Source organism: Mycobacterium bourgelatii (assembly GCF_010723575.1).
GTDB classification, from domain to species: domain Bacteria; phylum Actinomycetota; class Actinomycetes; order Mycobacteriales; family Mycobacteriaceae; genus Mycobacterium; species Mycobacterium bourgelatii.
In genome coordinates this window covers 48,926-63,433 of record NZ_BLKZ01000001.1, presented here as the reverse complement: position 1 = coordinate 63,433, position 14,508 = coordinate 48,926, and the positions used below count along the sequence as shown (strand labels likewise).

Genomic DNA, 14,508 nt, shown 5'->3' with positions numbered 1-14,508 from the left:
ATAGCTGAGCGAGCGAGGGTTTCATGGTTGAGGTCGAGCGGCACGCGTACGACGTAGTCGTGATCGGTGCCGGCGGCGCGGGTTTGCGTGCGGTCATCGAAGCGCGGGAGCGCGGCTTGAAGGTCGCGGTCGTGTCAAAGTCGTTGTTCGGCAAGGCGCACACGGTGATGGCCGAGGGCGGCTGCGCCGCATCCATGGGCAACGCCAACCCGAAAGACAACTGGCAAACCCACTTTGGCGACACCATGCGGGGCGGCAAGTTCCTCAACAACTGGCGGATGGCCGAACTGCACGCCAAGGAGGCGCCCGACCGCGTCTGGGAGCTGGAGACCTACGGCGCACTGTTCGACCGCACCAAGGACGGCCGGATCAGCCAGCGCAACTTCGGTGGACACACCTATCCACGGCTCGCGCACGTCGGCGACCGCACCGGACTCGAACTCATTCGCACCATGCAGCAGAAGATCGTCTCGCTGCAGCAAGAGGATTTCGCCGAGTTCGGTGACTACGAGGCCCGGATCAGGGTGTTCGCCGAGTGCACCATCACCGAACTGATCAAGGACGGTGACGCGATCGCCGGGGCGTTCGGCTACTGGCGGGAAAGCGGCAACTTCATCTTGTTCGAGGCGCCCGCGGTGGTGTTGGCCACCGGCGGAATCGGCAAGTCGTTCAAGGTGACCTCGAACTCCTGGGAGTACACCGGCGACGGCCACGCGTTGGCGCTGCGCGCCGGCGCGACCTTGATCAACATGGAGTTCGTCCAGTTCCACCCGACGGGCATGGTGTGGCCGCCCAGCGTCAAGGGGATCCTGGTCACCGAAGGCGTCCGCGGCGACGGCGGCGTGCTGAAGAACTCGAACAACGAGCGCTTCATGTTCGGCTACATCCCACCGGTGTTCAAAGGCCAGTACGCCGAAACCGAGAAGGAAGCCGACGACTGGCTCAAGGACAACGACTCGGCCCGCCGCACACCGGATCTGCTGCCCCGCGACGAGGTCGCCCGCGCGATCAACTCCGAGGTGAAGGCCGGCCGTGGCAGCCCGCACGGGGGTGTCTACCTGGACATCGCTTCGCGGCTCACGCCGGAGGAGATCAAGCGCCGGTTGCCGTCGATGTACCACCAGTTCAAGGAGCTCGCCGGGGTCGACATCACCAAGGAGCCGATGGAAGTCGGACCCACCTGCCACTACGTGATGGGCGGTGTGGAGGTCGACGCCGACACCGGTGCGGCCAAGGTCCCCGGGTTGTTCGCCGCCGGCGAGTGCTCGGGCGGCATGCACGGGTCCAACCGGCTGGGCGGCAACTCGCTGTCTGACCTGCTGGTCTTCGGTCGCCGCGCGGGCCTGGGCGCCGCCGACTACGTGCGCGGGCTGAGCAGCCGGCCTTCGGTCTCGCAGGCAGCCGTCGAAGCCGCCGCCGAACTGGCTCTCAAGCCGTTCCAGGGGCCCACCGACGGCGCCCCGGAGAACCCGTATGCGCTGCAGCTAGACCTCCAGCACGTGATGAACGACCTGGTCGGCATCATCCGCAAGGAAGACGAGATCACCCAGGCGCTGGCGCAGCTGAAGGAACTTCGGGAGCGGTACAAGCGAGTGGCGGTCGAAGGGGGTCGCCGCTACAACCCCGCCTGGAACCTGGCCGTTGACCTGCGCAACATGCTGCTGGTCAGCGAATGCGTGGCCAAGGCGGCGCTGGAGCGCACCGAAAGCCGTGGCGGTCACACCCGCGACGACCACCCCGGCATGGACCCGTCCTGGCGCAAGACCCTGCTGGTGTGCCGGCTCGCCAAGGACAGCAGCGACGGTTCCCAGGTGGAGCTCACCCGCGAACCGCAAATTCCGATGCGGCCGGACCTGTTGGAACTGTTCAAGCTCTCCGAGCTGGAGAAGTACTACACCGCCGAAGAGCTGGCCGACCATTCCGAACGGAGAGCGTGATGGGCTACAACGCGAGCATGCGCGTCTGGCGCGGCGACGAAAGCGGCGGCGGGCTCGAAGATTTCACCGTCGAGGTGAATGAGGGCGAGGTGGTGCTCGACGTCATCCACCGCTTGCAGCAGACGCAGTCGCCCGACCTCGCGGTGCGCTGGAACTGCAAGGCCGGCAAGTGTGGGTCGTGTTCGGCGGAGATCAACGGCAGGCCGCGGCTGATGTGCATGACCCGGATGTCGACGTTCGCCGAGGACGAGGTCGTGACGGTCACTCCGATCCGGACGTTCCCGGTGATCCGTGACCTGGTGACCGACGTGTCGTTCAACTACGAGAAGGCGCGCGAGATCCCGTCTTTCACCCCACCCAAGGACCTGCAGCCCGGCGAATACCGGATGGCCCAGGTGGATGTGCAGCGGTCGCAGGAGTTCCGCAAGTGCATCGAGTGCTTCTTGTGTCAGAACGTCTGCCACGTGATCCGCGACCACGAGGAGAACAAGCAGGCTTTCGCAGGTCCACGCTTCCTGATGCGGATCGCCGAGCTCGAGATGCATCCGCTGGACACCCTGGACCGGCGCGACCAGGCGCAGGAAGAGCACGGCCTGGGCTACTGCAACATCACCAAGTGCTGCACCGAGGTGTGCCCGGAGAACATCAAGATCACCGACAACGCGTTGATCCCGATGAAAGAGCGGGTCGCCGACCGCAAGTACGACCCGATCGTCTGGCTGGGCAACAAGCTGTTCCGGCGCTGAGCTCAGTCTCAGGACAACCGGTCAACCGATCAACCCCGGTAGACGAAACAGCTGCCCGGCGGCTCCACCGAGCCGCTGGGCGGCTCTAGTTTCTCCCGATCCGATTCGACAGCGCGCTCAGGTGCGTTAAGCCCGGGGACTCCGGGTACTCAAACCGAATGCTAGATCCCACCAGCATCGACGACATCAAACACGCGATCCACGAACTCTCAGTCCGTGCGGAACTGGCACGCAAGGAAAACCGTCAGGACGATGCGGACGAGATGGATCGGCGCATCCAACGCCTTCGCGAGAAGCTGAGCCAGCGTTCGCCGACGTAGCCTAGACGCCGAGTCGGCGAAACTCGCTTCGGTGGAACACGATCGGGGCGACGTTCGAATCGACGGTGACGTGCTTGACCCTCAGCACCACGATGGTGTGGTCACCGGCCGTAATCAGTTGCTCGATTGCGCTCTCCAGCCACAGCCCGGTGCCCTTGATGAAGACGGCGCCCGTCTCGCTGGACACGGTTTCTAGACCTGCAAACCTGTCGCCGGTCTTGGCCGCGAGGGTGCGCGCCGCCGCGTCGTGGGCCTCGCCCAACACGCTGATACCCAGCATCGGCACACTTTTCAGCTTCGGCCAGGTCGTCGAGGTGTTCTGGACGCAAAACGACACCAGCGGTGGCTCCAGGGACACGGGGACAAAGGTGCTGGCCGCCAGCCCCTCGCGTACCCCATTGACCTGGGCCGCGATGGCCACCACCCCGGTGGGGAAGTGACCGAAAGCCTCGCGCAGTGACGACGGCGTCAGATTGCTGTTCGAATTCACGGAGTTGATCGCCCCTTGAGACGAGAACGGGATTCTCCCCTGACCCTACCTTGCCGCTTTTCCTGCCGAATACCCATGGGCGGAGGCCACATCCGGGTGTGCGCGCAGCCGGCTTTTCCAGGCATTGCGACCGTAGCTGGAGTAGATCGGGTCCGACGGGTCGTCGGCGCGCGTACCCCGGCTGACCGCGCGGGCCGCGAGGCTCTCGGGCAGCGTCAGCACCGGTATTTGTGCGTCCAACCGGGGATTGAAGAAGTAGGGAACCGAGATGCGCTCGCCGGCCGCCTCGTGCAGAGACACGCGATGCTCGGTGGCCCTGAGGTACCCGCCCGTCGCGACCTCAAGCAGCTCGCCGATGTTGACGACGAACGCCCCCTGGATGGGCTCGACGTCGACCCAGGCGTCGGTGTCGGGCGGCCGCACCTGCAAGCCGCGACTGCCCGGCTCGGCCAACAGCAACGTCAGCACCCCGGAATCGCGGTGCGCACCGACGCCCTGGGGACTGGCCGCGCGTGCCGGATACCGCACGATCTTGATCAACGTCGCGGGAGTGTCCGCGAATGCCGCGTCGAAGACATCCGCTGGGCTGCCCAACGATGCCGCCCAATGTCGCAACAGGGTCCGGGCCACCTTGGCGAGGGCAGCATCCCACTCTGCGACGACGCCGGGTAGCTCTGGGAAGCCAGCCGGCCACTGGTTGGGGCCCTGCAACCACAGGTAATCGGGCTTGTCGGGTCCGCCGACCGGCGCGCGCTCGGGACCGATGTCGATCTGCTCGCGCCAGTCCACTTCCCCCTGGGTGAGCTCCCCACCTAACCGGGTGTAGCCGCGGAAATGCGGACTGCGAACCATCGCGATGGCGTCCTTCTCGGACTGTGGCAGCGCGAACAGTCGCCGCGCGGCGGCGAGCACCTTCGCGGCGAGCTGATCAGGTACTCCGTGACCTACCAGATAGAAGAACCCGACCTCGTGGGCCGCCTCGCGCAGGGTCTCGCGCAGTTGGCCGGGCGCGGCCCGCAGGTCGACCACCGGGAGGGTGGTGATTCGGCGCACACTCGTCATTGGTCCATCATCGCCGCAGCTCAGCGGGCTTACCAGGGATGCGATCAGCCCTATCCCAACCGGTTGGTTAGTTGGTCGGTGGAATGTAGCTCACACTTGCTTGCGTTGAAGTTACTGGTCGGTATATTTTTAGCAGTGTTACTGGTGGGTAACTTAAGCAACAAGTACTCAACCACAAGGTGGCATTCTCAACGAGGAGGAACGTAGTGAGCCACTACAAGAGCAACGTCCGCGACCAGGAATTCAACCTGTTCGAACTTTTCGGCGTTGACAAGGCACTCGGCCAAGGCGAATACAGCGACCTGGACGTCGACACTGCCCGCGAAATGCTTTCTGAAATTGCCCGGCTGGCCGAGGGACCCGTGGCCGCATCGTTCGTCGAGGGTGACCGCAATCCGCCGGTCTTCGACCCCAAGACCTTCTCGGTGACGATGCCGGAGGGCTTCAAGGAGTCCGTGCACGCCGTAATCGAAGCCGGTTGGGACAAGGCCGGCCTCGACGAGGCGCTCGGCGGCATGCCCATGCCCCGTGCGTTGATGTGGGCCCTGCACGAGCACATCCTCGGGGCCAACCCCGCGGTGTGGATGTACAGCGGCGGCGCAGGCTTCGCCCAGATCCTCTACCACCTCGGCACCGAGGAGCAGAAGAAGTGGGCCGTGATCGCCGCCGAGCGTGGCTGGGGATCGACCATGGTGCTCACCGAGCCGGACGCCGGCTCGGACGTGGGCGCCGGTCGGACCAAGGCGATCAAGCAGGAAGACGGCTCGTGGCACATCGAGGGTGTCAAGCGGTTCATCACTTCCGCTGACTCCGGCGACATGTTCGAGAACATCTTCCACCTGGTGCTGGCCCGCCCCGAGGGCGCTGGTCCCGGCACCAAGGGCCTGTCCTTGTTCTTCGTGCCGAAGTTCCACTTCGACCCCGAGACCGGCGAGCTGGGCGAGCGTAACGGTGTGTTCGTCACCAACGTCGAGCACAAGATGGGTCTGAAGGTATCGACGACCTGCGAGCTGTCCCTGGGGCAGCACGACGTGCCCGCCAAGGGCTGGCTGGTCGGCGAGGTCCACGACGGCATTGCGCAGATGTTCGAGGTCATCGAGCAGGCCCGCATGATGGTGGGCACCAAGGCCATCGCCACCCTGTCCACCGGTTACCTGAACGCGCTGGAATACGCCAAGTCCCGCGTCCAGGGCGCCGACCTGACTCAGATGACCGACAAGACCGCGCCGCGGGTGACCATCACCCACCACCCGGACGTCCGCCGGTCGCTGATGACCCAGAAGGCTTACGCCGAGGGTCTGCGCGCCCTCTACCTCTTCACCGCGACCTTCCAGGACGCGCCGGTGGCTGAGGCCGTGCACGGTGTGAACGCCGACTTGGCGGCCAGGATCAACGACCTGCTGCTCCCGATCGTCAAGGGTGTCGGCTCCGAGCAGGCCTACGCCAAGCTCACCGAGAGCCTGCAGACCTTCGGTGGGTCCGGCTTCTTGCAGGACTACCCGATCGAGCAGTACATCCGCGACTCCAAGATCGACTCCCTGTACGAGGGCACCACCGCCATCCAGGCGCAGGACTTCTTCTTCCGGAAGATCGTTCGCGACAAGGGTGTGGCGCTGGCCCACGTGTCGAATGAGATCCAGCAGTTCGTCGACAGCGAGTCCGGCAACGGGCGGCTGAAGACCGAGCGCGCTCTGCTGGCCAAGGCGCTGACCGACGTCCAGGCGATGGCGGCCAGCCTGACCGGCTACCTGATGGCCGCTCAGGAGGACGTCACCAGCCTGTACAAGGTGGGCCTGGGGTCGGTGCGGTTCCTGATGAGCGTCGGCGACCTGGTCATCGGCTGGTTGCTGCAGCGTCAGGCCGCGGTGGCCATCGAGGCGCTGGACGCCGGTGCCACCGGTAGCGAGCGGTCGTTCTACGAGGGCAAGATCGCGGTGGCGTCGTTCTTCGCGAAGAACTTCCTGCCGCTGCTGACCAGCACTCGTGAGGTGATCGAGACGCTCGACAACGAGATCATGGAGCTGGACGAGGCCGCCTTCTAGGCCGACTCAGAACCTAAGCAAAGATCCCCCGTTTCCACGTTGAAGCGGGGGATCTTGCGTTCTTGAGCTAGATCCGAAAAGACCGCCGCTGGATCCCCTCACTCCAGCGGCGGTCAGATCTAGGGATTGCCCCGCGTTGCCGTCGGGGTCGGGGGGTCAGACCACAACACGGGGCTATCCGGCACTGCGAATACCCACGCACTCAAATCGCAAAACACCAATCTTGGAAAATTTCGGTGTGAGTGCGGTCACGCTTCGAGGATCGCCGCGACGCCCTGACCACCAGCGGCACAGATTGAGATCAGGCCTCGCACGGGCTTGTCGCCCTGCTGCTGCGCCTTCTTCTCGGCGATCTGCTTGGCCGTCTGAGCCAGGATGCGACCGCCGGTGGCCGCGAAGGGGTGGCCGGCGGCTAGGGACGAACCATTGACGTTGACCTTGGACCGGTCGATGGACCCGAGCGCAGCGTCGAGGCCAAGCCGTTCCTTGCAGTAGTCCTCGGACTCCCAGGCCTGCAGGTGCGCCAGGACGACCGACGCAAAGGCCTCGTGGATCTCGTAGAAGTCGAAGTCCTGCAAGGTCAGGCCGTTGCGGGCCAGCAGCCGCGGCACCGCGTAGGTGGGTGCCATGAGCAGCCCGTCACGCCCGTTGACGTAGTCCACCGCCGCCGTCTCGGAATCCACGAAGTAGGCCAGCGGCGTCAACGAATGCGCCTCCGCCCACTCCTCGGTGGCCAGCAGCGCCACCGAAGCGCCGTCGGTCAGCGGCGTGGAGTTGCCGGCCGTCATGGTCGCGTCGCCGTTCTTCACCCCAAACACCGGGCGCAGCGTCGCAAGCTTTTCCACGCTGGCATCCGCCCGCAGGTTGTCGTCGCGGTACAGACCGAGGAACGGCGTGACCAGGTCGTCGAAGAAGCCCCGGTCGTAGGCGGCAGCCATATTGCGGTGGCTGGCCACGGCCAGCTCATCCTGGTCGACGCGCTTGATGCCCATTTCCTTGGCGGTGATGGCGGCATGCTCACCCATCGACAGCCCGGTGCGGGGTTCGCTGTTGGCCGGGACCGCGATGCCCAGGTTGGCCGGCAGGGTTCCCGCCAGCTTGAGGCGCTGCACGTTGGACTTCGCGCGGCGCAGCTTCAGCAGGGTGCGGCGCAGGTCGTCGCCCAGCGCGATCGGCGCGTCGGAGGTGGTGTCCACCCCGCCCGCCGCGACCACGTCGAAACGACCGGTGGCGATGCCGTCGGCGCCGATGGCCGCCGCCTGCAGGCCCGTGCCGCAAGCCTGCTGGATGTCGAAGGCGGGGGTGTACGACGAGAGCTCGGAGCCCAGGACGCATTCCCGGATGAGGTTGAAGTCGCGGCTGTGCTTGAGCACAGCGCCGCCGATCACCGCGTCGAGTCGCTCGCCGGCCAACCCGAAGCGTTCCACCAGGCCGCTCAGCGCGGCGGTGAACATGTCCTGGTTAGACGCCTCGGCGTAGGCGCGGTCGGATCTTCCAAACGGGATTCGGTTGCCGCCTAGGACGGCGACTCTGCGCTTGGACGGGCTGTTTTGGGAACTTGCAGGGCTCAATTTCTCTCTCCGTTTGTCGCCGCTAGTTCGGGGGCTAATTTTGGGGTACCCGCCTCAGCACGCAATACTACTCACGGTTCTTACTCTGAAGTAAGTTCGTCCCTGACACGGAAGGCAACCCAGTGCCCACCAAACGCTCACCTGACCTGTTCTCCCAGGTGGTCAACTCCGGACCCGGATCATTCCTGGCCAAGCAACTCGGGGTTCCGCAACCCGAGCCCCTGCGCCGGTACAGCCCCGACGAGCCGCCACTGACCGGCTCGCTGCTGATCGGCGGCGAGGGGCGAGTGGTCGAGCCGCTGCGCGCCGCCCTGCACGACTACGACCAGGTGGCCAACAATCTCGGCGGCCGCTGGGCCGACTCGTTCGGCGGCCTGGTGTTCGACGCCACTGGCATCACCGACCCGACCGGGCTCAAGGCGTTGCACGACTTCTTCACGCCGCTGCTGCGCAACCTGAACCGGTGTGCGCGCCTGGTGGTGGTGGGTACCACGCCCGAAGCGGTGAGCAGCACCCACGAGCGGATCGCCCAGCGTGCGCTGGAAGGGTTCACCCGCTCGCTGGGCAAGGAGGTGCGCCGCGGCTCCACCGTGCAACTGGTGTACCTCGCCCCGGACGCCAAGCCGGCCGCGACCGGTCTGGAATCGACGATGCGGTTCATCCTGTCGGCCAAGTCCGCGTTCGTCGACGGCCAGGTGTTCTACGTCGGCGCAGAAGACGCCACCCCGCCGGCCGACTGGGACCGGCCGTTGGACGGCAAGGTCGCCATTGTGACCGGGGCCGCGCGGGGCATCGGCAAGACGATCGCCGAGGTGTTCGCCCGCGACGGCGCCACCGTCGTCGCGATCGACGTCGAATCCGCAGAGGACGCCCTGGCCGAGACCGCCAACAACGTCGGCGGCACGCCGTTGTGGTTGGACGTGACCGCCGAAGATGCCGTCGACAAGATCGCCGAGCACCTGCGCGACCACCACGGCGGCAAGGCCGACGTCCTGGTCAACAACGCCGGGATCACCCGCGACAAACTGCTGGCCAACATGGACGACGCCCGGTGGAACTCGGTGCTGGCCGTGAACCTGCTTGCGCCCTTGCGGCTCACCGAGGGCTTGGTGGGTAACGGCACCATCGGCGAAGGCGGCCGGGTGATCGGGTTGTCCTCGATCGCCGGTATCGCCGGCAACCGCGGCCAGACCAACTACGCCACCACCAAAGCGGGCATGATCGGCATCACCCAGGCGCTGGCACCGGAACTGGCCAAGAAGAAGATCACCATCAACGCCGTCGCACCGGGCTTCATCGAAACCCAGATGACCGCTGCCATCCCGCTGGCCACCCGCGAGGCGGCCCGCCGGATGAGTTCGTTGTTGCAGGGCGGACAGCCCGTCGACGTCGCCGAGGCCATCGCGTACTTCGCCAGTCCCGCGTCGAACGCGCTGACCGGCAACGTGATTCGGGTCTGCGGCCAGGGCATGATCGGCGCATAACGGGGTAGGGAGAGTTCAGTGAATCAACCAAGCGGCTTGCGGAACATGCTGCGCGCGGCGGCGGGCGCACTGCCCGTCGTCCCCCGCAGCGACAAGCTGCCGAACCGCACGGTCACCGTCGAGGAACTGCCGATCGACCACACGAACGTGGCGGCCTACGCGGCGGTCACCGGGCTGCGCTTCGGCAACAACGTCCCGCTGACCTACCCGTTCGCGTTGACCTTCCCGTCGGTGATGTCATTGGTGACGAGTTTCGACTTCCCTTTCGCCGCAATGGGTGCGGTGCACATGGAGAACCACATCACCCAGTACCGGCCGATCGCGGTGACGGACACCGTGGGTGTGCGGGTGCATGCGGAGAATCTGCGTGAGCACCGCAAGGGCTTGCTGGTCGACATCGTGACTGACGTGAGCGTGGGCAACGAGGACGCCTGGCACCAGGTGACGACGTTCCTGCATCAGCAACGCACCAGCCTGTCCGACGAACCCAAGCCGCCGCCGCAGAAACAACCCAAGCCGCCACCGCCCACCACGGTGCTGAAGATCACGCCCAGCCGGATCCGGCGCTACGCCTCGGTCAGTGGGGACCACAACCCGATCCACACCAATCCGATCGCGGCCAAGTTGTTCGGTTTCCCCACCGTCATTGCGCACGGAATGTTCAGCGCCGCAGCGGTATTGGCCAATATCGAGGGCCGGTTGCCGGATGCGGTGAAGTATTCGGTGCGGTTCGCCAAGCCGGTCGTGCTACCCGCGACAGTGGGCCTTTACGTCGACGAGAAAGAGGGCGGGTGGGACCTTGCGTTGCGCAATGTCAGCAAGGGGTATCCGCACCTCACTGCGACGGTGCGCCCGCTCTGAGGGGCTCAGTACCGTTCGTATGGGAAGTAGGGGTAGGAAATCGGGGACAGGGTAAGCACCTCCGCGACCAGTGCCCCAAATCGCGCGAAAGCCAGTACCTGGACCAACGGGAAGAGCGGCCACAGCGGCGGGATCAGCGTGACCGCCGAAAGAATCAGGTAACCGGGAATCAACGAGATGAAGGTGTACCCGGCGACCGTGAAGTACTCCACGGGGTCGGTCAGCGCCAGCGAATGCGAGCTACCCAGATCCTCAGCGGCATAGGCCGACCCGCTCGCTGTCAGGTTCTGAATGAACCGCTCTTGAAACGCCGCAGCGTCTCGGGCCACCGCCTGATAGGCCTGAGCATGCTGGGAGAAAAGCTGCGCGATACCGGCTGACACCTCGTCGGCGGCCGCGGGACTCACCGCGAGGGTCGCAGGTGCGGCGAATCGATGGGCCGCATCGATCGAGTTGGCCATGTTTTCTAGGTCGGCTGCGGCCGCCATCAGGCTGTCTGGCGCCACGCTTAGGTGTGACATGAACCGAGCATCACACCAGCCGATGGGGCTGGCTGCAGTAGTGGACTACGTAATCGCGCTCAACCGGCCCGGTGGTCCAGAAGGGCCGGCCGACGCCCACTGACCAGTAGCTTCAACCAGTGCGCGCCCACCGCGGTGACCATGAACACGAACAGCATCCGAAGCGGCGGATGGGCTAGCTCCCAGACGAAAAGCGCGGCCCAGATCGGTGAGCCCTGGGTGACGGCTAGCACCCCGGCGGCCGCGCACAACGAGTTCACCGGCCCGTGCATGTGCGTACCGAACGCGGCATTGCTCGCCAATACGACCAGGGTTCCGGCTGCCGCGCCGGTGGCCAGTGACGGAGTGAGCAGGCCACCGGCGCCGCCTGCCCGCAGAAACAACGCGGTGAGCAGCGGCTTCAGAACCAAAAGCACGGCCGCGGACGCAAGCGTCATGCCGGCCGTCGTCCCCAGGGCGAGGCTGCTGGTCAGGATGCTCTTGCCGTTGCCTGGCAACTGGGGCCACCAGTGCGAACAAATGCCGGTGAGCAAGCCTGCGCCGGCGAGCGCGGGGATCAGCACCCAGGACCGGATCAGCTTTGCCGGTCGGGCCGCGGCCATGATTCGGTTGAAAGCCCATCCCACCGCGAAGGCCAGCGGGGCAAGCGCGACGGCCCGCGCGCTGAACAGGTAGATCGATTCCGCACCGGGCCAGGTCAATTCCGGCTCATTGTGGGTGAGCACCGAACCGACCGCGGTGGCCAGGCTGGAGGTGATCAGCGCCGCGCCCACCGCCCGCCGCCGCCAAGTGTTCAGCAGGATCCGGAGGGTGAAGAGCGCTCCGGCCAGCGGGACCGCGTACACGGCAGCCAGACCGGCGCCGGCGGCGCACGCCAGCAGGATCTCACGGTCTTCCCGCGTCAGCCGCTTCTGCCATGCGGTTGCCAAATCGCCTAGCACGGCAGCGAATTGGCGTGGCGCGCCTTCCCGGCCGAGCGAGGCGCCGGAGCTCACCAGGACCACCTGCAGGAGGGCGTCAATGCTCCAGGCCAGCCTGGGCACCCGCTCGTGCCGTGCGATGGTTCCGGCCAAGGGCGGCACGTCGGTCCGGCGCCGCAGCAACCACCAGCCCAGTGCCGCCGACGCGGCTCCGACCATCGGGCCAACCGCGCGGCGAACCGGACTGCTGTCGGTGATCCCTTCGAGCAGCGAACCGAATGAGTAGTGATACGTGAGATGTTCGACGGAGCGCAGCACGACCGTCGTCGCCAAACCGGCAACTCCGGCCAACAAGCCGACGATGACTACCGCACAGAAGAAGTCCAGGTTGTAGCGCGGCGGCGGGTGCACCGGTGCAATGTAGCTCTATGCCCGACCGGTATCGCACGCCGTGTCGTATGGCAACGGCGGTGCCGCCGGGATTGCACCGGCGGGCAGCCGAGGCGTCGGCGGCGCCGGGGGCGCGGGGCGACCAAGGCGGAACCCTCTGATTGGTGCGCGCCAACCAGGCTCTGATTTTCCGGTCGAGCGGCGCGTTATCGCGCCGAGCTGATATCCCGATCCACTGGCGAGCCCTTGAGGCCGCGCCAGAACAGGTTGATCATCATCTCTGCCGCTTCGTCGACGTCAGTCTCCCCGGTGCTGAGCCGGTTGGCAATCGCCTCGCCCGCGCCCACCAAAGCCACTGCCGTCATTTCGATCTCGGCGTCCGTCATCGGCTCCCGGGTGCCGGACTGCACCAGGCCCGCGACCAGCTCGATGATCTGTTCGCGGCCCTCGCGCACCGTTTGGGCGAACGCTTGGGAGCTCGTGGCCTGGGTGTACATGACGATCCACGAGGCCCGGTTCTCGTCGATGTAACGCAGGAACGACACGATGGTGTTGCGCAGCAGTTCCCTCGGCCCCTGGGTGATGTCGATGCTGTCGCGCACCGCCTCGATGAACCGGCTCATCTCCCGGTTCAGGCAGGCGCCGAACAACTCCTCTTTGGAGCCGTAGTACAGGTACAGCATTGGTTTGGAGATCTGAGCCTGCGCGGCGATCGCGTCCATCGAGGTCTCGTGATAGCCGTTGACCGAGAACATCTGCACCGCGGCGTCGAGCATCTGCTGCTCGCGGATGGCACGCGGTAGTCGCTTGGTACCACCTGCCATCACTGTCCCCTTTTGGGCGTGGCTGTTCGCCCTTTAGCTCGTCTATCTGAACCTAGGGTAAGCAATCGCGGGGCGGCGCACACGCGTTAGTGGGGGCAGGCTGCGTCGTTGCGTTTCATCGTCGCCACCCGAACCACCGAACGATCGACGGCCTCGACCGGCAGTTCGCCGGCATTCACCGCCTGTTCCAGCCGGTCCAACACGGCGGGCACCTCCTTGGTGCTCACCCACAGCGCGATGTCACTTCCGGCTTGCAGGGTGCGCAACACCGCGTCGGTCACGCCGAACCGATCGGAGATCGCGGCCATGCTGGAGACGTCGTCGCTGAAGACGGTGCCGTCGAAGGGCGGACCGCCGTATCCGGTGCCGGTGCGCAGCAGGTCGATGGCGGGCCTGCTCAGGCTGGCGGGGTCCGAACCGGTCAACCCGGGCACCTGCATGTGACCGATCATCACCGCGACCGGGCCCTGGGTCAGCAGCGTCTTATAGGGCACCAGATCGACGGCTACCAGTTCACCCAGCGGGGGCGTGGTGACGCCTCCTTTGTGTGAGTCGCCGGAGCCGTGCCCGTGGCCCGGGAAATGCTTGAGCACCGGCAGCACGCCCGCCTCACGCAGGCCCTGCGCGTAGGCACCCGCGTAGGCGGTGACCTTTTCCGCCGTCGACCCGAAGGAGCGGTCTCCGATCACCGTGTCATCGGGGTCCTCGGTGACGTCGACCACCGGCGCGAAGTCAATGGTGATGCCCAGCTTGCGCATGGCTTCGCCGCGCTCGTGCGCCAGCGCGCGGACCTCGTCGACGCTCAGAGTGTTGGCCAGCACCCGCGGCGACGGAGACGTTCCGATCAGGGTCTTCAGCCGGGACACCCGCCCGCCTTCTTCGTCGACGCTGACCGCCAGCGGCAGCGGACCGGGGATGTTGGTGATTTCGGTCAGCGCACCGTTCTTGAGCATTTCCAGGTCGGTCCAACTGCCGATCATGATCCCGCCGATGTGGTGGTTGGTGGCCACAGCCTTGGCGTCGTCGGCGTTTTCCACCCCCACCATCAGCAACTGCGCGAGCTTGTCACGCAGGTTCAGTGTCGCCGGGACGGATGCCGGGTCGGCACAGAACGGCCCCCCACCGGCCGCGGTAGGCGTCGCGCTCGTCGCCGGCGGCGTGGCCGCGCTTGTCGAGGAGGCGCCGGGTTTGGTGCCGCTGTCACCGCACGCTGCTACCAAAGCCGATGCGGCTGCTGCTGCGGCTAGAGCCAGTGCAAGTCTGCGCGGGAAGGACATTCGGTCATGCTGTCACGGTGGCGTACGGCGTTGAGCAGCAACCCGACCATCCGGTCCTTCTGC

The 14,508-nt window shown here is 66.0% G+C and carries 13 protein-coding genes; 6 read left to right on the top strand and 7 right to left on the bottom strand.

What is annotated here, in order from left to right; genetic code table 11:
• Positions 1–23 precede the first annotated feature (23 nt).
• The 3 genes from G6N68_RS00265 to G6N68_RS30025 all read left to right on the top strand — a co-directional run bounded on the left by G6N68_RS00265 (position 24) and on the right by G6N68_RS30025 (position 3,003).
• Entirely contained in the window at positions 24–1,937 is a 1,914-nt protein-coding gene (locus tag G6N68_RS00265) for a fumarate reductase/succinate dehydrogenase flavoprotein subunit (RefSeq protein ID WP_163706532.1), read from the top strand.
• A complete protein-coding gene (locus G6N68_RS00260) occupies positions 1,937–2,683 on the top strand; it encodes a succinate dehydrogenase/fumarate reductase iron-sulfur subunit (protein WP_163706530.1) in 747 nt (248 codons plus the stop codon). The genes G6N68_RS00265 and G6N68_RS00260 overlap by 1 nt, the downstream gene beginning before the upstream one ends.
• Before the next feature lie 158 nt (positions 2,684–2,841).
• On the top strand, positions 2,842–3,003 hold the full coding sequence (locus tag G6N68_RS30025; RefSeq protein ID WP_205351197.1) for a hypothetical protein: 162 nt from the start codon (positions 2,842–2,844) through the stop codon (positions 3,001–3,003).
• 1 nt (position 3,004) lies between these two features.
• Here G6N68_RS30025 and G6N68_RS00255 read toward each other — a convergent pair whose 3' ends face one another.
• The gene (locus G6N68_RS00255; RefSeq protein WP_163706528.1) at positions 3,005–3,493 is read right to left on the bottom strand and encodes a flavin reductase family protein; all 489 of its coding nucleotides are present in this window, start codon (positions 3,491–3,493) and stop codon (positions 3,005–3,007) included.
• A gap of 45 nt (positions 3,494–3,538) precedes the next feature.
• Positions 3,539–4,555 carry an isopenicillin N synthase family dioxygenase gene (locus G6N68_RS00250; protein WP_163706525.1) on the bottom strand — a complete coding sequence of 339 codons (1,017 nt, stop codon included), beginning with the start codon at positions 4,553–4,555 and terminating at the stop codon, positions 3,539–3,541.
• Between the two features lie 206 nt (positions 4,556–4,761).
• Between G6N68_RS00250 and G6N68_RS00245 the strand changes: the two genes are divergently transcribed.
• A complete protein-coding gene (locus tag G6N68_RS00245; RefSeq protein ID WP_163706524.1) occupies positions 4,762–6,597 on the top strand; it encodes an acyl-CoA dehydrogenase in 1,836 nt (611 codons plus the stop codon).
• 248 nt (positions 6,598–6,845) lie between these two features.
• Here G6N68_RS00245 and G6N68_RS00240 read toward each other — a convergent pair whose 3' ends face one another.
• Positions 6,846–8,168, bottom strand: coding sequence for an acetyl-CoA C-acetyltransferase (locus G6N68_RS00240; protein ID WP_163706522.1), 1,323 nt, complete (start codon positions 8,166–8,168; stop codon positions 6,846–6,848).
• Positions 8,169–8,290: 122 nt separating this feature from the next.
• Here G6N68_RS00240 and G6N68_RS00235 point away from each other — a divergent pair, with 122 nt between their 5' ends.
• Together G6N68_RS00235 and G6N68_RS00230 are read left to right on the top strand one after the other, a co-directional pair.
• Positions 8,291–9,652 (top strand): 3-oxoacyl-ACP reductase, encoded by a 1,362-nt coding sequence (locus G6N68_RS00235; protein ID WP_163706520.1) that lies wholly within the window; start codon positions 8,291–8,293, stop codon positions 9,650–9,652.
• Between the two features lie 18 nt (positions 9,653–9,670).
• Positions 9,671–10,513: a MaoC/PaaZ C-terminal domain-containing protein gene (locus tag G6N68_RS00230; protein WP_163706518.1), complete on the top strand. Its 843-nt coding sequence runs from the start codon at positions 9,671–9,673 to the stop codon at positions 10,511–10,513.
• Between the two features lie 5 nt (positions 10,514–10,518).
• Here the strand turns inward: G6N68_RS00230 and G6N68_RS00225 are convergent, their stop codons facing one another.
• From G6N68_RS00225 to G6N68_RS00210, 4 genes are all read right to left on the bottom strand, one after another.
• Positions 10,519–11,034 carry a PE family protein gene (locus G6N68_RS00225; RefSeq protein WP_163706516.1) on the bottom strand — a complete coding sequence of 172 codons (516 nt, stop codon included), beginning with the start codon at positions 11,032–11,034 and terminating at the stop codon, positions 10,519–10,521.
• Positions 11,035–11,093: 59 nt separating this feature from the next.
• On the bottom strand, positions 11,094–12,374 hold the full coding sequence (locus G6N68_RS00220) for a chloride channel protein (RefSeq protein ID WP_371871666.1): 1,281 nt from the start codon (positions 12,372–12,374) through the stop codon (positions 11,094–11,096).
• Between the two features lie 176 nt (positions 12,375–12,550).
• On the bottom strand, positions 12,551–13,168 hold the full coding sequence (locus G6N68_RS00215; protein WP_163706513.1) for a TetR/AcrR family transcriptional regulator: 618 nt from the start codon (positions 13,166–13,168) through the stop codon (positions 12,551–12,553).
• 86 nt (positions 13,169–13,254) lie between these two features.
• Positions 13,255–14,445, bottom strand: a complete 1,191-nt coding sequence (locus tag G6N68_RS00210; RefSeq protein WP_163706511.1) for a glycoside hydrolase family 3 N-terminal domain-containing protein — start codon at positions 14,443–14,445, stop codon at positions 13,255–13,257.
• Positions 14,446–14,508: the final 63 nt, after the last annotated feature.

Bases quoted from the DNA above. Each gene is read 5' to 3' on its own strand.
- G6N68_RS00210 (WP_163706511.1), bottom strand. From the start codon at position 14,445: ATGTCCTTCCCGCGCAGACTTGCACTGGCTCTAGCCGCAGCAGCAGCC.
- G6N68_RS00260 (WP_163706530.1), top strand. From the start codon at position 1,937: ATGGGCTACAACGCGAGCATGCGCGTCTGGCGCGGCGACGAAAGCGGC.
- G6N68_RS00225 (WP_163706516.1), bottom strand. From the start codon at position 11,034: ATGTCACACCTAAGCGTGGCGCCAGACAGCCTGATGGCGGCCGCAGCC.
- G6N68_RS00250 (WP_163706525.1), bottom strand. From the start codon at position 4,555: ATGACGAGTGTGCGCCGAATCACCACCCTCCCGGTGGTCGACCTGCGG.
- G6N68_RS30025 (WP_205351197.1), top strand. From the start codon at position 2,842: ATGCTAGATCCCACCAGCATCGACGACATCAAACACGCGATCCACGAA.
- G6N68_RS00215 (WP_163706513.1), bottom strand. From the start codon at position 13,168: ATGGCAGGTGGTACCAAGCGACTACCGCGTGCCATCCGCGAGCAGCAG.
- G6N68_RS00265 (WP_163706532.1), top strand. From the start codon at position 24: ATGGTTGAGGTCGAGCGGCACGCGTACGACGTAGTCGTGATCGGTGCC.